At 43.0% G+C, this 19,839-nt stretch carries 20 protein-coding genes and 2 tRNA genes; 19 read left to right on the top strand and 3 right to left on the bottom strand.

Translation table 11 applies throughout. The annotated features are described in order from the left end of the window. Positions 1 to 42 precede the first annotated feature (42 nt). The 16 genes from ET33_RS00540 (at position 43) to ET33_RS00460 (ending at position 17,202) form a co-directional block, all read left to right on the top strand. Positions 43 to 1,857, top strand: a complete 1,815-nt coding sequence (locus ET33_RS00540; RefSeq protein WP_036675145.1) for a hypothetical protein — start codon at positions 43 to 45, stop codon at positions 1,855 to 1,857. A gap of 14 nt (positions 1,858 to 1,871) precedes the next feature. Continuing rightward, a complete protein-coding gene (locus ET33_RS00535) occupies positions 1,872 to 2,612 on the top strand; it encodes a sugar phosphate nucleotidyltransferase (RefSeq protein WP_036675143.1) in 741 nt (246 codons plus the stop codon). Positions 2,613 to 2,625: 13 nt separating this feature from the next. Then, positions 2,626 to 3,189 (top strand): dTDP-4-dehydrorhamnose 3,5-epimerase, encoded by a 564-nt coding sequence (gene rfbC, locus ET33_RS00530; RefSeq protein ID WP_407668066.1) that lies wholly within the window; start codon positions 2,626 to 2,628, stop codon positions 3,187 to 3,189. A gap of 12 nt (positions 3,190 to 3,201) precedes the next feature. Then, on the top strand, positions 3,202 to 4,209 hold the full coding sequence (gene rfbB / locus ET33_RS00525; RefSeq protein ID WP_036675141.1) for a dTDP-glucose 4,6-dehydratase: 1,008 nt from the start codon (positions 3,202 to 3,204) through the stop codon (positions 4,207 to 4,209). A 13-nt stretch (positions 4,210 to 4,222) separates the two neighbouring features. Continuing rightward, complete coding sequence (rfbD, locus tag ET33_RS00520) at positions 4,223 to 5,077, top strand: dTDP-4-dehydrorhamnose reductase (protein WP_036675138.1); 855 nt, start codon at positions 4,223 to 4,225, stop codon at positions 5,075 to 5,077. A gap of 48 nt (positions 5,078 to 5,125) precedes the next feature. Beyond that, positions 5,126 to 5,722 carry a hypothetical protein gene (locus ET33_RS00515; RefSeq protein ID WP_036675137.1) on the top strand — a complete coding sequence of 199 codons (597 nt, stop codon included), beginning with the start codon at positions 5,126 to 5,128 and terminating at the stop codon, positions 5,720 to 5,722. Positions 5,723 to 5,751: 29 nt separating this feature from the next. After that, positions 5,752 to 7,080: a sulfotransferase family protein gene (locus tag ET33_RS00510; protein ID WP_036675135.1), complete on the top strand. Its 1,329-nt coding sequence runs from the start codon at positions 5,752 to 5,754 to the stop codon at positions 7,078 to 7,080. Between the two features lie 180 nt (positions 7,081 to 7,260). Continuing rightward, complete coding sequence (locus ET33_RS00505) at positions 7,261 to 8,025, top strand: sulfite exporter TauE/SafE family protein (RefSeq protein WP_036675134.1); 765 nt, start codon at positions 7,261 to 7,263, stop codon at positions 8,023 to 8,025. Positions 8,026 to 8,140: 115 nt separating this feature from the next. Further along, positions 8,141 to 9,007, top strand: coding sequence for a glycosyltransferase family 2 protein (locus tag ET33_RS00500; RefSeq protein WP_036675133.1), 867 nt, complete (start codon positions 8,141 to 8,143; stop codon positions 9,005 to 9,007). Between the two features lie 4 nt (positions 9,008 to 9,011). Continuing rightward, complete coding sequence (locus ET33_RS00495; RefSeq protein ID WP_036675132.1) at positions 9,012 to 10,418, top strand: undecaprenyl-phosphate glucose phosphotransferase; 1,407 nt, start codon at positions 9,012 to 9,014, stop codon at positions 10,416 to 10,418. A gap of 95 nt (positions 10,419 to 10,513) precedes the next feature. Then, complete coding sequence (cysC, locus tag ET33_RS00490; protein WP_036675131.1) at positions 10,514 to 11,116, top strand: adenylyl-sulfate kinase; 603 nt, start codon at positions 10,514 to 10,516, stop codon at positions 11,114 to 11,116. Positions 11,117 to 11,254: 138 nt separating this feature from the next. After that, complete coding sequence (locus tag ET33_RS00485) at positions 11,255 to 12,586, top strand: outer membrane lipoprotein-sorting protein (protein ID WP_036675129.1); 1,332 nt, start codon at positions 11,255 to 11,257, stop codon at positions 12,584 to 12,586. Between the two features lie 229 nt (positions 12,587 to 12,815). Further along, positions 12,816 to 14,003, top strand: coding sequence for an alanine racemase (gene alr / locus ET33_RS00480; protein WP_036675127.1), 1,188 nt, complete (start codon positions 12,816 to 12,818; stop codon positions 14,001 to 14,003). Positions 14,004 to 14,277: 274 nt separating this feature from the next. After that, the gene (locus ET33_RS00470; RefSeq protein ID WP_010494551.1) at positions 14,278 to 14,559 is read left to right on the top strand and encodes a CopG family ribbon-helix-helix protein; all 282 of its coding nucleotides are present in this window, start codon (positions 14,278 to 14,280) and stop codon (positions 14,557 to 14,559) included. Positions 14,560 to 14,562: 3 nt separating this feature from the next. Continuing rightward, positions 14,563 to 14,913: a type II toxin-antitoxin system PemK/MazF family toxin gene (locus tag ET33_RS00465; protein ID WP_010494553.1), complete on the top strand. Its 351-nt coding sequence runs from the start codon at positions 14,563 to 14,565 to the stop codon at positions 14,911 to 14,913. A 63-nt stretch (positions 14,914 to 14,976) separates the two neighbouring features. Continuing rightward, positions 14,977 to 17,202, top strand: coding sequence for a Tex family protein (locus tag ET33_RS00460; protein ID WP_036675120.1), 2,226 nt, complete (start codon positions 14,977 to 14,979; stop codon positions 17,200 to 17,202). A 98-nt stretch (positions 17,203 to 17,300) separates the two neighbouring features. Here ET33_RS00460 and cmpA read toward each other — a convergent pair whose 3' ends face one another. Then, a complete protein-coding gene (gene cmpA, locus ET33_RS38290; protein ID WP_010494556.1) occupies positions 17,301 to 17,447 on the bottom strand; it encodes a cortex morphogenetic protein CmpA in 147 nt (48 codons plus the stop codon). Positions 17,448 to 17,520: 73 nt separating this feature from the next. Then, entirely contained in the window at positions 17,521 to 17,883 is a 363-nt protein-coding gene (locus ET33_RS00455; RefSeq protein WP_036675118.1) for a hypothetical protein, read from the bottom strand. 140 nt (positions 17,884 to 18,023) lie between these two features. On the opposite strand from ET33_RS00455, the gene ET33_RS00450 reads away from it, so the two are divergent. The 3 genes from ET33_RS00450 (at position 18,024) to ET33_RS00440 (ending at position 18,692) form a co-directional block, all read left to right on the top strand. After that, positions 18,024 to 18,500, top strand: a complete 477-nt coding sequence (locus ET33_RS00450) for a SprT family protein (protein ID WP_036675117.1) — start codon at positions 18,024 to 18,026, stop codon at positions 18,498 to 18,500. A gap of 18 nt (positions 18,501 to 18,518) precedes the next feature. Then, positions 18,519 to 18,594 (top strand) — tRNA-Asn (locus tag ET33_RS00445). A 10-nt stretch (positions 18,595 to 18,604) separates the two neighbouring features. After that, a tRNA-Ser gene (locus tag ET33_RS00440) sits at positions 18,605 to 18,692 on the top strand. 123 nt (positions 18,693 to 18,815) lie between these two features. On the opposite strand, the gene corA is transcribed toward ET33_RS00440, so the two are convergent. Beyond that, the gene (gene corA, locus ET33_RS00435; RefSeq protein ID WP_036675115.1) at positions 18,816 to 19,748 is read right to left on the bottom strand and encodes a magnesium/cobalt transporter CorA; all 933 of its coding nucleotides are present in this window, start codon (positions 19,746 to 19,748) and stop codon (positions 18,816 to 18,818) included. Positions 19,749 to 19,839: the final 91 nt, after the last annotated feature.

The following is a 19,839-nucleotide window of genomic DNA, read 5'->3' as shown; positions in this document are numbered from 1 at the left end:
AATTGAGAGATACTATTAAATTTAAATGAAGGAATTGATTGAATGGCAATAGCTTGGAAAAAGAAAAATATGGTTTATTTGGCAGTGCTTATTATTTCAATATATTATGTAGTGCTTAGATTCGTTTTCCCAGGCTATTTTAGCCCACTTGTGCCTTTTCATGCTGATATTTTTACAAATGTTTCAACAGTGAGTGGATCAATTTATTGGTCAGATTTTTTTGGAAGACCTCGTTTTATAGTTTTATTTATAAGTGCATTTTTGAGCGAGTTTGGATTAGAAGGATTTACAGCAGGCATAATAACTATTTTTCTTATCAGTATATTTCTGTTAATCTATAATTTCATAAAATTCACAAAGATGGATATTGGATGGCTTTCTATAATATTATATCTTTTGTTGTTATTTTCCCATCCTTCATTTTATTTTAACTACTCTTATGATATTTATAATACAATATCATTTTTTTTCTTAATGTTAAGCATTGCCTTATGGCATAAATATAGTGAATCTAAAAAAACAATCTATTTTATAAGTTGTTTCTTGACGATATTTTTATGTTGTTTTTCAAAAGAAACATATTATATCACAATAATTTTATTTTTTATAATTCAATTATACTTTAGCAAAGATAATCGTAAAGAAAAAATATTACTATCTTTATATTCAATAATTGTCATAGCTTTTTCTGTTTACCATAGCAGATATATTAGCAAAAGTCCTTTTGTGGATGTAAGTGCTGACCATGCGTCAACTTATTATATTGACTATAATATTACATCATTACTAAAAACTTTCTGGTTTTATCTTAAAAATTCAGGAAGCATATATACGTATTTAATTTTTATATTAGCTGTAATAGTAACAGCATTATATAATAGAAACAAACTGTTTCATATAATGGCTGTTTATTTATTGGGAATTTCAGCGTATATTCCATATTCTGTGTTGCCAAATCATTTATACTCATTTTATTCATGGGTTGCGATTCCGTTATGCTTTAGTATTGTTTTATTCTTTAGAGTTGAGTTACTAAAAAGTAAAATAGTATACTTTGCTATTACTTTATTTGTTATTTTTATGATGCTAAGTTGGTACAGTTATAATAAAATTGATTATCGAAGTGAAGGCACAAAATGGACATTATCACAAGAATCAAGTAACAGAAATATTCTGAAGAATTTAAAAGTTATTAAAAACAAGATTGAACCAGGGGACAAAATTCTAGTTTCTGGATTATACACTCCGTTTAACCCATTCAAAATAAATAAATATATTGAAGATTATTTTGGTCAAAATATAAGTGTAAGTTGGGATATAGCAATTATTGATAGCAGTGACATTCAGGTAGAAAAGAATATAAAAAAAATACCAATAAAAAATATAAATATAAAAGAATATAATAAAGTAATTGTTTTTAATAACGAAGGTCAATTGCTTAATTTGATAGAAGGCGAAAGTTTAAAAAATATTTTAAATACAGTGAGTGATAAGCTAGAAATCAGTGAGATAGATATTATATTGTTTCCGAATTTGAGGGATAATATGCAGAAAATGGTCCGAGATAAAAATTTCAAGGATACTAATTTATTAATTAGTACAGGAAGTACTTTTTTAAGTTATAATATGAAGGAAAAAGCCGAGCAATTTCTAATGAAAGCTATTGAAATAAACGAAGCTAATAATGTTTATAACTCATATTCATATTATTATATGGGCAATATTAAGGAGTCGGAAAATAAATTTCAAGAAGCATTGTTGTACTACGAGAAGGCTGTAAAGTTTGAACCTGTCGAAGTTGAGAAAAAAAACAAGTCGTTTTCTGCGGCACTTGAAAGGCTAAAAAACAAAAGGTAGGGAGCTAAAGCGTTATGAAAGGAATTATATTGGCAGGCGGTACGGGGTCCAGACTTTACCCATTAACGAAAGTAACCAATAAGCATCTTTTGCCTGTAGGTAAATATCCTATGATTTATCACTCCATTTATAAGTTAATTCAAGCAGGTATTCATGAAATCCTAATCGTAACTGGCCGCGATCATATGGGCGATGTTGTTAATCTTTTAGGCAGTGGGCATGAATTTGGCGTAACCTTTACTTATAAAGTACAGGACCAAGCAGGAGGAATTGCACAAGCTCTAGGATTGGCAAAAAGTTTCGTGGGACTTGATTCCATGGTGGTCATTTTAGGGGATAATGTGTTTGAAGATAATATAGGTCCTTATGTGCAAAATTTCAATCAGCAAGGTCAAGGGGCAAAAATTCTTTTGAAAGAAGTTCATGACCCTGAACGTTATGGGGTTGCGGAGTTATCAGGTGACAATATAGTTTCTATTGAGGAAAAACCAAAAGCTCCGAAAAGCACATTGGCAGTTACCGGGATATATATGTATGATAATACGGTGTTTGAAGTTGTTGAAACACTAAAGCCTTCTGGCCGCGGAGAACTTGAGATTACTGACGTAAATAATACTTATATTCAAAAAAATCAGTTAACATATGATGTCCTTCAAGGTTGGTGGACCGATGCAGGTACTCATTCTTCCTTAGCGAGAGCAAGTGAACTAGCAAAGAACCTCGATTTTGGAGATCATTTTGGTCGAAAAAATTAAAATCTCACTAACAATGGAGTTGTTCTCTTTGAAGATATATCCTACAAAATTTGAAGAAGTCAAGTTGATTGAACCTCGTGTATTTGAGGATTCGCGTGGCTTTTTTATGGAAAGCTTCAATGAACAGATTTTTGAAAAATGTGGTATCAAGTACGGTTTTATACAAGATAATCACTCTTTATCTTGTGATGCCGGTGTATTGAGAGGACTTCATTATCAATTGGAACCGAAGGCCCAAACGAAATTAGTAAGGGTTATTTCCGGAGCTATTTTTGATGTTGTGGTTGATATCAGAAAATCTTCTCCTACCTTTGGAGAATGGTACGGTGTTGTTTTAAGCGAGTCTAATAAGAGGCAGCTGTTAGTTCCTAAAGGTTTTGCGCATGGTTTTTGTACACTGATTTCCAATACTCAAGTCATCTATAAAGTAGATGAATATTATTCGCCTGAATATGACCGTGGCATTATGTGGAATGATCCTAAAATAGGAATTGAATGGCCTGTGAGCAATCCACAACTTTCTGTCAAAGATGAAAAGCATCCGCTACTCCAGGATGCGGAGATTAACTTTAATTAAGATGGAGGCATTATGAAAATACTGATTACCGGTGGAGCCGGATTTATAGGCAGCAATTTTGTTATTTATATGTTGAACCAATATCCCAATTATGAATTTATTAATTTGGATGCTCTCACTTATGCAGGTAATTTGGAAAATCTGAAATCAGTACATTCTTTTCCGAACTATCGTTTTATAAAAGGCGATATAACGGATCGTGATCTGGTAGAGTCTATTGTATCTGACGGAGTTGAAGTAATTATCAATTTCGCCGCGGAATCTCATGTGGACCGAAGCATCACGGAACCTGATATTTTTGTGAAAACAAATGTTCTTGGAACACAAGTTTTACTAGATGCAGCAAAGAAATATAATATTAAAAAATTCCTTCAGGTATCCACTGACGAAGTATACGGAACACTCGGAGAGACAGGTTTGTTTACAGAAACAACCCCTTTAGCTCCGAATAGCCCTTATTCTTCTAGCAAGGCAGGTGCTGATTTACTTGTCAGGGCTTATCATGAAACGTTTGGATTACCGGTTAATATTACTCGCTGTTCCAATAACTACGGTCCATACCAATTTCCTGAAAAACTTATTCCATTGATGATTATCAACGCACTCAATAATAAGTCTCTCCCGGTATACGGGGACGGTTTGAATGTAAGAGATTGGCTGCATGTAGAAGATCACTGCCGGGCTATAGACCTTGTGCTTCATCGAGGAATCAACGGGGAAGTTTACAATGTAGGCGGAAATAATGAGAGAACAAATATTCAAATTATCAAAACAATTTTGTCTGAATTGGGTAAAAGCGACGATTTGATTCAATATGTTAAGGATCGTCCTGGGCATGACCGTCGTTATGCCATTGATGCTACCAAAATAACAACTGACTTAGGATGGACTCCTAAATATAATTTTGAAACAGGTATCAAAGAAACGGTTCAATGGTATTTGCAAAATCAGGCTTGGTGGGAACGCATTATTAATGGCGAGTATCAAAAATACTATGAGAAACAGTACTCCAAGAGATAAGCGGGAGAACAAAATGAAAATTTTTGTTACAGGTGCTTCAGGGCAGTTGGGGACAGATCTCGTTAGCCTCTTAAAAACAAAAGGGTATGAGGTTTTCGGGGCTTCCAGTAAAGAGTTGGACATTACAGATACTCACGCTGTAAAATCTCTGATTTCTGAAGATAAACAACCGAATATAATTATTCATTCAGCTGCTTATACGAAAGTTGATCAAGCTGAGCAGGATTCGGACGAAGCGTATGCTGTCAATGCTTATGGGACTAGAAATGTCGCTATGGCCGCACGTGCATGTGGTGCAAAATTGATTTACATTAGTACGGACTACGTATTTGACGGAACCTCAAAAGTACCTTATAACGAATTTGCATCCGTTTCGCCACAAAGTGTGTATGGAAAGTCTAAATTTGCTGGAGAACAATTTGTTCGCGAGTGGGTTCCACAACATTATATTTTAAGAACATCTTGGGTATTTGGAAAGCATGGATCCAATTTTGTAAGTACAATGTTAAAGCTAGCGGAAGATCGTACTCAACTTAATGTGGTGCACGACCAGTTCGGATCACCTACGTATACGGTAGATCTGGCTGAATTCATTCTACAGCTGTTAGACAAAGAAGTATATGGGACTTACCATGTATCGAATACGGGCATATGTTCATGGTATGAATTTAGCAAAGAGATCTTTAAACAAGCTGGATTGCAGCATATGGAGGTTAATCCTGTAACAACATTAGAGTTCCCGCGGCCAGCTCCTCGGCCGGCTTATTCTGTTATGGATCATATGGCCATCCGAATAAATGGTCTTAAAGATTTGCGTCATTGGAAGGAAGCACTTTCGGGGTTCTTAATGGAGATAGGTAAAAGATGAAAAGCTCCTTAAGGAGCTTTTCTCTCTTATAAGGCAAGGAGGTAAGTAATGAAAAGAATAGTTGCCTTTACCACTGCAATTCTGGCTATCGTAGTGCTAGGTTATTTTTATTCGTCATGGTACTCGTATGAAAAAAATAATACCAATTCTGAAAAACAAGCGATTGAGCTTAGCAAGCCTGCGGATAAACTAATCTCAGTTGATTCATTTGATCCAAACATTAATTGGAGTAATGTAACGTATCGTAGTACGGATGTACTTCAAGGTTCCCATCCAGTAGAAGGCGAGACTGGTAATCGTTATGCTTGGGTAAAGAAGGATTCCAAAATTGAACTTAAAAACATTAGAGATAAATCCATTATTGTAAACGGATACGTTCCTTTTAGTTCACATCAGAAAGCCAGTGGAGTAAGAGAAGTTGTAATTGAATTTCTAATAAATGGGCAGCATATAAAACGACTGGAAATACATGAAGATCAGTCATTTGAAGAAGAAATTCCATTTCAAACATTTCAAAACTTGGTGAAAGATAATCAATGTTTATTAGAAATTCATGTTAACAATGAATTTATACCTTCCCAAGCGGGATTAGGTTCCGATTCACGAGAACTCAGTATGATGGTGAAATTTATTGGGCAAAAATAAGATTTAAATACAACCAGAAGAGGTACAAGATGGAAATCATAAGTCCTGTATTTGTTATTGGATCATACCGTTCGGGGACCAGCGTTTTAACTTGGGCTCTAGGCCAGCATCCAAATATCTTGCCTTTAGAGGAAACGAATTGGATATATAGGAGCAGTGTTGATTTTTATAATTTATATGACTTGGGATCGAATAATGGAGAATTTAGTCATCTGGGCTCCACTGGATGGTCGAGGGACCGGTTTATGCAATTTTTTGGAGTATCCATTCATGACATGATGCTGTCTTCTAAGGAAAATATCATTGATCAAAGTATTGAATTGGCTCTAAAAAAGTTGTCTGAGAATGAAAAGCAACTATTGGGCCAACATCAAGATAAATTAAATCTTTATCATACGTTGGCTCCTTCGAATTTTTCCATCATGCGAAGAGCAGACGATCTCAAACGTCGTTGGGTAGACGGAACACCCGAAAATTCACACTACGTATACGGATTATCGTTACTTTTCCCGAATGCAAAGTTCATTCATATTTTAAGAAACCCGAAAAAAGTAGCAAGATCATTGATGAACTTTTCTACGATGGGGCAGCATGATTATCTTGAGGAACAGGCTTATTTTACATGGAAAAGACTTGTTAGCGATTGCGTATTGGCAGAAAAAGCTTTTGGCAGTCAAAAGGTGCTTAGAGTTTATCAGGAGGATTTAGAGGTAGACCCCAGGGGGACCATAGAACAGTGTATGCATTTTCTAGGGGAAGAATTTCATGAAGATTGTCTTCTGCCACTAAACGCCAAAATTAATAGTTCAACGTATCAAAAAAACTTTGATTCATCGATAGAATTTAATATCAACAGCGCGAAAAGTTTTGAGCGGGATTGCTTCAAGTTCTACAAAGAGATTTTAGAGCAGTACCAAATTGAACGGGAACCAGACTTGCACATTTTAGAGTTATTGAAGGATAAATTTGAAAATTATTGCCGAAGTCAAAGACCTTCGGAAATCGATAAAATTATCGAACAAAAGGATAGTAAAATTGCTGAATTAGAATCAAAATTATTATTAAGGGAACTACCTGTTATTATTAAAAAATATGGTCCCGAAAATATTCAAGCAGGTGAATCCTATAACATTCAGCCTGACGGTATGAATGCGATTTGGGTGGAAGGAAATAATATTACCTCAAGTTGCGTTGTATGTATAAATGATATACCGCTGCTAAGTAGTTTTCATGATCAACATTTGATAACTGTAAAGGTTCCAAATGAGATAACAAAAAACAAAGGAATTTTAAAGCTTAATTTGCTAGATCAAAAAACTGGACGAACATCAAATATTCTTGTAGTTGAAATTCATTAGCATTATCATAAATAGTTATTTTGAGGGTGTCTCAAATATTTTTGTTCTAAATAAAGAACGAGGATATCTTCTTTTGGGTGATATTGGTCGGTGAGAAACTAACCAATTCCTTCATACAAAGCGAAGATGTCCTTTTTGTTTTACTTAGATTAATAATCAAATAATATACGAGGGATTCATATGAGTATTGGAATTGCCATAATGGGGCTGCTTGTTGGAGGCCTTGTTGGAATTACGGGTGTAGGTGGTGCGGCTCTTCTAACGCCAATACTAATGTTTTTAGGAATTTCCCCCTCATTAGCAGTTGGTTCAGATTTAATGTATAATTCTATTACAAAATTTTTTGGAGCTGTTCAACATAGCCGACAAAAAACGGTCAGATGGGACATTGTAAGACAGCTTGCTCTGGGAAGTATTCCAGGGGCTATTACTGCTGTGATTATTCTACGGTTTTGCCAGCCTATATTTTATGACCAAGAAAAATTTATGAAGGTTTCCTTGGGTTATGTTTTGATATTTACTGCATGCTTAACCTTGTATCAAGCACTTTTTCACCGGAAAGTTAGAGTTTTGGAAGATAAGATTGATGTTAAAACAAAAGTGAGTGTTACCATAATACTTGGATTCGTTCTTGGACTTATTGTGGGATTGACATCAGTAGGTTCCGGATCATTATTTGCCATAGCAATGCTTTTTATGTATCGAATGCTTCCATCACAATTGGTAGGTACCGATATTATGCACGCATTTTTTCTTGTAACGATTTCCGCTTTGCTTCATGCCGGCATTGGAAAAGTTGACTTTCTTCTTGTTTTAAATTTAATAATAGGTTCCGTACCCGGAGTAATAGTTGGAAGTAAAGTTTCAACTTTAATCCCAACAAAAGCTTTAAAGATCGTTATAACCTTAATTATTTTAATTAGTGGTTTTAAATTATTATCATAAAACAAGATTTCGGTTTGGTACCAAATTTTTCATGAATTTACTTTGTGGAGGACATATTTTTGAAAAGTTTTTCATGCTATAATAAGGTTACATGTCTTTCTTTATGGAGCTATTTATGGACTTAAGTATAATTATTCTAAATTATAATACGCGAGAACTAACCTTGAATTGTTTAAAGTCAATTTATTTTTCGGAAACCACCTATACGTATGAGGTTATCCTGATCGACAATAACTCTAGGGATAACTCCGTAGAGGCGATCCAAGAGGCCTTTCCGAGCGTTCATTTAATTTGCAACGATGTAAATGTGGGGTATTCGAAAGCCAACAATCAAGGTATGAGAGTGGCTAGAGGGCGATACGTTCTTTTGCTAAATTCCGATACGGTAATCCAACCGGATACCTTGCATACCATGATTCAATTCATGGATCAGCATGAGAACATCGGGGCTGCTGGCTGTAAAGTGGTATTACCTGACGGAACTTTAGACAAAGCATGTCGACGGGGGTTCCCTACACCTTCAGCCTCTTTCTATTATGCCTTCGGATTATCGAAGATATTTCCTGATAACCCCAAGTTTAATCAATACCAGTTAACCCATCTGGACCAAGATAAAGATTATCCGGTCGATTGCTTGGTCGGAGCTTTTATGATGGTACGTAAAGAAGCCATTGATCAAGTTGGGATGCTGGATGAGCAATTTTTTATGTATGGCGAAGATATAGACTGGTGTTATAGAATAAAACAAGGTGGATGGAATATTTATTATTACCCATATACTCAAATCATTCATTATAAAGGTGCTAGCAGCCGTCGCAAGCCCTTTAAGATTATTTACGAATTTCATCGTGCCATGTACTTGTTTCATCAGAAACACTACCGGATGAATTATTCTTTTTTTGTGAATTTTCTAGTATATTCAGGGATCACAGTGAAATTTCTGGCTTCATTATTATTAAATCGTTTTGGATCAGTGAGGTGAGAAAATGGTACGCCAGAGTCAAGGGTTTTTATCCCAAATATATTCGTTGACTGACTTTATTTGCGTCCAGATCATTTTCTTGTTTTCATGGTGGCTTAAGTTTAAAAGCGGGTGGATCCCGTTTGATTCTCCTCTTCCTTTTCATAATTATGTCTTGTGGAGTTTGATTTACGGTGGGATAGCCATTTTTTTAAGCTATTCTTTCAACTTTTACACGCCAAAGCGCAGGAAAAAGTTCTCTTACGAGCTGTTTACGATCATTCAGGTTTATACAATAAGCTTGTTAATTTTATTAAGCTTCCTATTTATTTTTAAAGCGCTCGATATTTCACGTTCTTTCCTGCTGTTATTTTTGGTTAATAATATACTGGCTATCAGCTTCTATCGGTATATTCTTAAGACATCTTTGAAGCGATTGAGACAGAAGGGTTACAATAAACAATTTGTATTAATTCTCGGTGCAGGTTCGATTGGGAAAAGGTTCTACCGCAATTTATTACAGTATCCGGAATTAGGCTACGAAGTGGTTGGCTTTCTGGATGATTTTCAAGACTGTCATGAGGCGGGATTCGAAGCTTATAAGCCCATTATTGGGAGGGTTGACGAGCTAGAGACCATTCTGGAAAAGACTTTGGTTGACGAAGTGATCATTGCTTTACCATTGGACGCTCACCATAAATTCGGAAAAATTATCAATACATGTGAAAAAGCTGGAGTCAAAACGTTAATTATACCGGACTATTTTGACTATCTTCCTTCCAAACCGTATTTCGATAATTTTGCGGGCATTCCACTAATTAATGTTAGGGATATTCCACTGGATGAATTCAGGAATCGCTTTTTCAAACGTGCTTTTGATATCGTGTTTTCTTTAGCTGCCATTATTATGACATTACCATTGTTGATCATCATTGCGATCGGCATAAAAATTACCTCTCCGGGTCCCATCATTTTCAAACAAGAGCGTGTCGGCTTAAACAGACGAAATTTTATGATGTACAAATTCCGATCGATGAAAGTCCAAACTGAAAAATCTTCCGACACCCAATGGACAACGGAGAACGATCCGCGTAAAACAAAGTTCGGTACGTTCCTGCGAAAAACAAGTTTGGATGAGTTGCCTCAGTTTTTTAATGTATTATTCGGTCACATGAGTGTGGTAGGACCTAGGCCGGAACGACCTTATTTCGTAGAACAATTTAAAGAGGAAATTCCTAAGTATATGGTAAAGCATCATATTCGGCCTGGGATTACCGGGTGGGCTCAATCCAACGGTTTACGCGGAGATACTTCCATAGAAGACCGTATCAAATATGATATTTTTTATATTGAAAACTGGAGCTTTTTATTCGACATAAAGATCATTTGGAAAACAATAATAAACGGTTTCGTAAATAAGAATGCATACTAATTGAAAAACCCAACTGAGTTGGGTTTTTTTGTTTGTAAATTTTTTAATAAAAAGACGATATTATTAAGAAATAATAAATTTCAAAGGTGGATTATATGGGTACTAGTTCTAAAAACATTGTATGGCATCATGGTGCTATTGATCGTCGCGAGAGGCAGAGAATAAACGGACACGGAAGCTTTGCTTTGTGGTTAACGGGATTATCAGGCTCGGGAAAATCCTCAATTGCTGTGGAGTTAGAAAACAGACTATATCATGAAGGAATTCGGACTTATATTTTGGATGGTGACAATATAAGGCACGGTCTTAATAATAATTTAGGATTTAGTCCAGAGGACCGTAAAGAAAACTTAAGAAGAGTCGGTGAAGTGGCCAAGCTGTTTGTTGAAGCGGGACTCATATCTATAGCAGCCTTTATCTCCCCATATCATGAAGATCGAGGCATGGTACGAAACATGTTCGCAGCCAACGAGTTCATAGAAATATTTGTGAGCTGTTCTTTAGAGCAATGCGAGGAGCGTGATCCGAAAGGATTATATAAAAGGGCCAGGGCAGGTGAAATTCGTGATTTTACGGGGATATCAGCCCCTTATGAGGTGCCTTTGAATCCTGAATTGGTGATTGAAACAGATAAGTACTCTGTACATGAATGTGTCGATCTAATTGTTAGTTATTTGAAACAAAAGTGTTTATTATAAATTATTGTTAGAACTCCTATAACCAACCGGTAATAGGAGTTTTTATTTCCTCGCCAAACCTTGTCTGCATAATTGGCCAAGTCCCCACATAGACATGATATCAATCTGGATTGATTATGTAGTGGAGGGGATGAGACGATGCGGCGGTTCACGTGGGTGGTGGCCCTTGTGATGGTTTGTTTAAGCCTGGTAGTGTCCGGGTGCGGCAAAAAGGATGCAGGATCGGTAGTTAAGGAATTGGACGGTGTGATGAGCAAGCTGCAGAGCTATCACGGGAAAGGGCAGATGACGCTGCGCACAGGGCAGGATCCTCAGGAATACGACGTGGAGGTTAGCTTCCAGGCCCCTTCGTTTTACCGGATCTCGCTGACGAATGCGAAGAAGGATATTACGCAAATTGTGCTGCGCAACGATGACGGAGTATTCGTGTTGACGCCGCATTTGAACAAAAGCTTCCGCTTCCAAAGCGATTGGCCGGAGAATCAAGGCCAAGTTTACTTATACCAGTCGCTCGTCCAAAGCATTCTGATGGACAATGAACGGCATTTTACGTCGGACGAGAAGGCGTATGTATTCGATGTAGTGGCGAATTACCAGAACGGCTCTTTGGCGCGGCAGAAGGTGTGGCTGGACAAGAGAAACTACGCTCCACAGCATGTGGAAGTGTCGGATGCCAACTCTAATGTCATGGTCATTGTAAAATTCGATCAATTTGAGTTTGGTACGAAGTTTGAGAAGGATCAGTTTGACATGCAGCGCAATATGACGGGCTGGAACCTGAAGACACTTCCGACGATGATGCAAGGGGATTCGAAAGCCGGCGAGAAATCGGGAGCGACCGATTCCAAGGCCGGTACAGGGGCAGTTAGTGGTAATCAAGGTGCGAAGGGAACCACTCAGGAAAAAGGCGATAAAGGAACGACAGCAGGACAAGGATCGGGGACCGATGCAAAAGGCAGCGCGGCCGGAACGAGTAAGGAGACTTCGGCGGGGGCGGCAGTTGGTAACGGTGCTTCTAATTCCAGTGCAGCCGATGGCACGAAAACCGGAAGCACTAACAGTAGCCAAGGCACTGCGACCAACGGGGCGCAAGCGGCAGCTGCAGGCGCCAAAAAAGACACCTCCAAGCAGCAATCGTTTGGTATCATTGAACCGCGTTACATGCCTAGCGGCGTGAAGAAGCAAGACGTGACGGAGCTTAAGCTGGGTGAGGAACAAGCGGTCATGCTCCGCTACTCCGGAAAATACAACTATACGTTGATGGAGTCGCGTCCGCAGGTACAGACGGTGTCGGTCTTGCCGGGGGATATTTTGGATCTGGGCTTTACGCTCGGCGTTGTAACCGGGGATGCGAAGAAAACATTGACCTGGACCTACGACGGCATCGAATTCCGCCTATCTACAGGGGACTTGCCGGCGACGGAGATGATTAAGGTGGCGCAAGCGGTGCAAGGGGAAATCGGTAAATAGTTGAAGCGGCCATCTTATAATTGCGATTCGGCTCCGTAATACACGCACCGAACCGCTAATAATCAAAAACTGACGGACGCGATGTTACTATTTTGTTCGTTGACAGGGCCCTGCGGTACGCATTACCATGATCATATGAATTTTTAAGCGGGAAGCTTCTTTACAGGTGCAAGCTGTGGCCTCGTAAGCGGCTTCCCTTGATTTTATGAGACCAAAGAAGGTGGATCAGGTGGATTCGTTTTATCGGCCGACCCGGGTGGAGATTTCATTGGATGCGCTGCGCCATAATTTGGGCGAGTTTCGGCGGGTGCTTCCGGAGCATGTACGTATGATGGCAGTCGTCAAGGCGGACGCCTATGGACTCGGAGCGGTGGAGGTATGCCGGGAGGCGCTTCAATGCGGCGTGGAATATATTGCGGTCGCTTTTTTGGATGAGGGTTTGGAGCTTCGGCAAGCAGGCATTACAGCCCCGATCCTCGTATTGGGCTACACGCCTCCGGAAGGGTTGGAAACCGCATGGGCTAATGGGATTACGCTCAATATATATACCCATGAGCTGCTGGACGCATGGGAGCGATTAGGGGCTAAAGAGCGCCCGTTGAATATTCATATTAAGATCGACTCCGGAATGAACCGGCTCGGGTTAACGGATGCGGAAGAGGCGATCGCGCTGATTGAACGGGCGATGCGGACGCCGGGGATACGAGTGGAAGGGTTGTTTACCCATTTTGCTTGCGCGGATGAAACCGACAAGAGCTATACGCTGGAGCAGTACGATCGATTCCAACGGGTTGTCGATTATTTTACGCAAAAAGGAATTCAATTTCCGTACGTTCACGCCGGGAACAGCGCTGCGGGGATCGATACGCCGAATTTAACCTTTAATATGGTACGGCTCGGGATCGCGATGTACGGACTGTATCCGTCCGAAGAGGTGAATAAGCAGCAGGTTGATTTGCAGCCGGTCTTGAGCATCAAATCCAGCGTCGTTATGGCGAAGCAGGTGCCCGAGGGTTCAGGCATTAGTTACGGCATCGTATACCGAACGCAGAGCGAGGAGACGATTGCGACGCTGCCGATCGGGTACGCGGACGGCTTTTCCCGGATGCTGACTGGTAAGGCGGAAGTATTGATTCGGGGGCGGCGCGTCCCAGTAGTCGGAAGAATTTGTATGGATCAATGCATGCTGAATGTATCCGAAATGCCTGATATTCAAATGGGCGAAGAAGTGGTAATTCTAGGCAGTCAGGGCGAAGACCGGATTACGGCGGAAGAGTACGCGGCATGGCTCGGAACAATCAACTACGAGGTCGTCTGCATGATTTCGCATCGGGTGCCTCGTGTGTATATGAAGGAAGGCTGCGCGGCCCGGTCAGTGAATCCTCTTCTGCGGCACGTATGGGAGCCGGAGGCGTAACAAGGGTTAAATGCTGCCTCTACAAGCACATTGCAGGAAGCCATACTTTTTGTCCAAAAAAAGAACTGGGCGTATTTTCCATTGAATTTTTTCTCCTAACATGAGAGGATTTTCTTGGTTTGCCGCGAATAAGTATAGAGGCAAAATGCTGCGGAGCGCGTCAAGGTATAACATATATGCTATACCTTCGGCATATATTGATTTTGTATATTTTATCTGGATGTTTGCCATAATGGAAATAGGTTCTTGTATGTTTTTGGGGGTGCATGTATAGGTGGCGGGTGCGCATAACACGAAGCGAATCATGATCAGCTTGCCGGATTATTTGCTGCAGGAGGTCGATCATCTGGTGGAGAAGGAAAATTCCAACCGCAGCGAGTTTATCCGTCAGGCGATGAAGCTTTACTTGTTGGAGCGTAAGAAACGGCATTTGCGCGAATCGATGCAGCGCGGCTATATGGAAATGGCTAAGATCAACCTGAACATGGCCTCGGAAGCGTTTCAGGCGGAGGAAGAAGCGGACAACACGCTGGACCGCCTGGTAAGCGGGGTGTGACGCTTGATTGTCAAACGTGGCGATGTTTTTTTCGCGGATCTTTCACCGGTCGTCGGTTCGGAGCAGGGCGGCATTCGGCCCGTACTGATTATTCAGAATGATATCGGCAATCGCTTCAGTCCTACGGTGATCGTAGCGGCGATTACGGCACAGATTCAAAAAGCCAAGCTGCCGACGCATGTGGAGATTGACGCGGAAGCGCACGGTTTTGACAGGGATTCGGTCATCCTGCTGGAGCAGATTCGGACCATCGATAAGCAGCGCCTGACGGACAAAATCACGCACTTGGATGAGGAAACCATGCGCAAGGTCGATGAAGCTTTGCAAATAAGCGTAGGTCTGATTGAGTTTTAACATGCTGACGAGGCGGGGGTGCAGGTACCCTCGCTTTTTTATGTCTGGGAGGAGAAAAGTCGGATGGCAAAAGAGCAAACGGGACTGACTGAAGAAGTTCGGGCGGTTGTGGAACTGACGGAAGAGATGAAAGCGGCGATTCAGGAACGCATTCTGAAGCAGATCGCGTCCGAGCTGCAGATTGCGGCGGGGCGGGTAAAGACGACGGTCGGCCTGCTGGATGAGGGGAATACGATTCCTTTTATAGCCCGGTACCGGAAAGAAATGACCGGGGAGCTTGACGAAAATCAGCTGCGGGACATTGAAGAGCGGCTGGCGTATCTGCGCAATCTGGAGGACCGGAAGCGTGAGGTCATCCGCCTGATCGACGAGCAGGGCAAGCTGACGGCCGAGCTGCGTACGGCAATCGAGCAGTCGGTTAAGCTGCAGGAAGTCGAGGACTTGTACCGCCCGTACCGGCAAAAGCGCAAGACGCGCGCTAGCGTGGCGAAGGAGAAGGGTCTTGAGCCTTTGGCGCTCTGGATCCAGACGCAGCCCAAGCAGGGCGATCTGCTTGCCGAAGCGGGTAAGTATATAAGCGAGGAGAAAGGCGTCCAGACGGCCGAGGAAGCCGTACAAGGCGCGATGGATATCATTGCGGAGCAAATCGCCGACGATGCGAAAATCCGGGCGTGGGTGCGTCGTCACACGTTCGAGCAGGGGATCCTGCGGACCGAAGCCAAGGATGCCGAGCAGGAATCCGTTTACGAGATGTATTACAGCTACCAGGAGCCGGTCCGCAAGCTGCCGCCGCACCGGATTCTGGCGATCAACCGCGGAGAACGGGAAGAAGTATTGAAGGTGGCGCTGGACGTTCCGGTCGAGCGGATTCACGAGTATATCGCGAAGCAAGTGATCAAGGGGCCTTCTATCGTTCACGACACGTTGACGGCTGTGATTGAAGATGCGTACAAGCGACTGATCGCCTCGTCCATTGAGCGCGAAGTGCGCAATGAAATGACGGAGAAGGCCGAGGAAAAAGCGATCGAGGTATTCGCCGAAAATTTGCGCAATCTGCTGCTTCAGCCGCCGGTCAAGGGCAATGTGGTGCTTGGCGTCGATCCCGCGTACCGGACAGGCTGCAAGCTGGCCGTCGTCGACGATACGGGCAAAATGCTGGAGATCGCCGTCACCTACCCGACGCCGCCGAACAATAAAGTAGCGGAAGCGAAAGCGACGTTCAAGCGTCTGATCGACGCTTACCGCGTCGAATTGATCGTCATCGGCAACGGGACGGCGTCCCGCGAGACGGAGCAGTTCGTAGCCGAGCTGATCGGTGAGATAAAGGCACGGAAGCTTCAGTATTTGATCGTCAACGAAGCGGGGGCGAGCGTCTATTCGGCTTCCAAGCTGGCGCAGACGGAATTCCCGGACTTGGACGTGGCGGAGCGGAGCGCGATCTCCATCGCGCGGCGGCTGCAGGACCCGCTCGCGGAGCTGGTCAAAATCGAGCCGAAAGCGATCGGCGTCGGCCAATACCAGCATGACGTCACGCAAAAAAGGCTAGAAGAGAGCCTGAAGTTCGTCGTTGAATCGGCGGTGAACCACGTGGGCGTGGACGTGAACACAGCCTCTCCGTCGCTGCTATCCTATGTGTCGGGCGTCAACAGCACGCTTGCTAAAAATATCGTAAAATACCGCGACGATAACGGGAAATTCACGAGCCGGGCGCAGCTGCAAAAGGTTCCGCGGCTCGGAGCGAAGGCGTTCGAGCAGTGCGTCGGCTTTTTGCGGATCGCTGAAGGCAGCAATCCGCTGGATAACACGCCGATCCATCCGGAGTCGTATGACGTGGTGGACAAGCTGTTCCGCGAGCTGAAGCTGGAGCTGTCACAGCTTGGCAGTGCCGAGCTGAAAGCGATGCTGCAAAGCTTGGAGCCGGGAGAGCTCGCTCCGAAGCTTGGTGTCGGGGTGCCGACGCTGCGCGATATTCTCGATTCGCTGCAGCGGCCGGGACGCGACCCGCGGGAGGAACTGCCGGCGCCGATTTTCCGCACAGACGTGCTGCAGATCGAAGATTTGAAGCCGGGCATGGAGCTGCAGGGAACTGTGCGCAACGTGATCGACTTCGGCGCTTTTGTCGATATCGGCATCAAAAACGACGGGCTCGTTCATATTTCGCAGTTAAGCAATTCCTACGTGAAGCATCCGATGGACGTTGTGTCCGTAGGGGATGTCGTAACGGTATGGGTGCTCAACGTCGACCTGAAGAAGGGCCGCGTCGGGCTGACGATGAAAAAGCCTTCTTAAGCATAAAATAGAGCATAAGCCGGAGAAAAGGGATGTAGCGGAAGCCGCGTCCTTCGCTCTGGCGTATGCTCTATTTGTTTTTGAGCGTGAGCTCATCTTTATTGAAGCTGGGATGTTGTGGGGTCCGTCTCGCTTTTGCGGGTGCGGTAAAAAAACCAGCAATCGTTCAGCAAACGGATTTGCCGGCGGTTTTTGTTGTAAAATGCCCGCATCAGCTGGTTGCAAAGCCATTGTGGCAACACCATCAGTCCCTTCCCGTCTAGCTGCCGTACACAATACAGCATATGGGCGGGAGCCGTTTCGGGTGCAGGTCCTTCTTTAGGCGAAATCTTCTTCCTCTTCGTACCACTGCTCGAGCTGTGCCTGAAGCGCGCGAATCTCGGTCAAGAGGGAGATGAGCGGATACTCTTTTTCCTGCTCTTGGATTGCGCTGAATGTCTGTTCCAGGCGATTGATGTAGTCCAGACCGTGCTGGAGCGTATAGCTCGGATGAACAAGCTCAAGTCCGTCAAATTCCGCGATGAACACCGGCAGTTTGGGAGCATTGGGTGCCGTCAGCTTATCCAGCTCCTTATGCAGCCGCTGATTAAGCGCAGCCAGTTGGTACATATGGGTAGCGGGCATTTCCACGAATTCGATCTGGTCCTCCAGCTTAAGCAGAGCGCATTTCTTTTTGAACATCGGGTTAAACTCCTCTCTATGGGTCAAATCGACAATTCGTCCGAATCAATTCCAGATTCCTACTTGACAGTTTAGCCTAACCTGCGGTTACAATTCAAGAGAGAAACGAAGAGAAACCAGAGAGTAAGGGTGGGAAAACGATGGATGACCGACAGCTGCAGCTGTGGGTAGAGCAAATATCGCTGTCGTCGTTTGGGTGTCCTTTTTTGCATCGGGCGAGGTTCAACCGGAGATTAAGGTCGACGGGAGGGCGTTATTTCACCCGAACGCACGATATCGAAATCAGCTGGCTGCAGTATGAACAGTTCGGAGCCGCCGACGTGGAGAAAATTATTAAGCATGAATTGTGCCATTACCACCTGCATTTACTTGGGGGAGGGTACCGGCACCGGGATGACGATTTTAAACGGCTGCTGGACAAAGTCGGAGGGACGCGCTATTGCCGGTCGCTCCCGCAGGAGCTGAAGCGTACCGAGCCTTTCCGGTACAAGCTCGTTTGTATAAGCTGTAGCGCGGAGTATATGCGTAAACGGAAGACAGACCCGAAGAAGTACGTCTGCGGTTTTTGCAAAGGCAAACTAAAACTGCTTGCCCTTGACTTACAGCCGCATTCATGATAAATTAAAAATTGTCTTTCCCTGATAGCTCAGTTGGTAGAGCACTCGACTGTTAATCGAGTTGTCACAGGTTCGAGTCCTGTTCGGGGAGCCATTCTTTTTTTGGAGAGATACCCAAGTGGCTCAAGGGGACCCTCTGCTAAGGGGTTAGACTGCGTAAGTGGTGCGAGGGTTCGAATCCCTCTCTCTCCGTAGACAATAAACGAAACCGCCGAAAGGCGGTTTTTTTATTGTCTACGGAGAGACGAAGAGGGGTTCGAACCCGAGTAGAGGGGGCGTCGGAGCGGCAGCTATACGCCACGAAGTCTCGCCGGGTTAAATCCATTTTTTCCACTTAAAAATAGCCCACATGAAGATCGTAACAACGATCATAACGATCCAAACGTATACGTACCCGAAGTTCCAGTTGAGCTCGGGAATATCTTTGAAATTCATACCGTACAAACCAACGATAAAGGTCAGCGGAAGAAAAATCGAGCTGATAATGGTCAGCGTCTTCATGATCTCGTTCATGCGGTCGGATTTAATACTCATCTGCAGCTCAAGCAGACCGGTTAGCGATTCACGAAATACGTCCAAGGAATCGACAACACGGGAAATATGATCATAGATGTCGATGAAATAGACATCCGCTTCCTGACGGATGTAAGGGAAGTTCTGATGCGTTAACGTGCCGAGCATCGTTTTCTCTTCGGCAATGATACGGCGGAGATGGTGCATTTTTCGTTTCGATTTAAAAATCTCACGCGATACACGAACGTAAGGATTACGGTAAATCATTTGCTCCAAACGGTCGACGCGGTCCTCGATCTGATTGATGATGTCGGTATAGTCGTCCACGCAGCGGTCCAGTATTAAGTATAAGATGCGTCCGCTGTGCTCCATGCTGCCTTCGACCTGCAACAAATGCGTTTTCAACTCTTCGAAAAAAGGAAGGGGCTCTTTACAAATGGTAATGACAAAATTTTTACCGATCACAATAGCGATTTCGACCGTAGTAAGCTGCTTGTCCACAACGGCAAAGAACGTCATAAAGACATGGTCTTTGTATCGGTCCACTTTGGGACGCTGATTCAGCTTGATGCAATCCTCGACCACAAGCGGATGGCAGTGAAATTGTTGTTTAAGCACATGTTCAACCTGCCTTGCTTCGGGAGCTGTCATATGAAGCCAAACATTCTCGTTGTCGTCAGGAAAACGAGTTTCCTGTTCCGTAACTTGACCGGTAGCATGGTTATATACCAGCATCGAATACACCTCTGTAGGGGAATGGGGTCCTTTTGCAGTTGATTGTAACATAGGGAAGGATTACCTCCAAAAAAGACGAAAACTTTTTTTG

The organism is Paenibacillus tyrphae (assembly GCF_000722545.1).
In the GTDB taxonomy this organism is placed as follows: domain Bacteria; phylum Bacillota; class Bacilli; order Paenibacillales; family NBRC-103111; genus Paenibacillus_G; species Paenibacillus_G tyrfis.
This window is presented reverse-complemented; position numbering and strand designations above follow the sequence as displayed.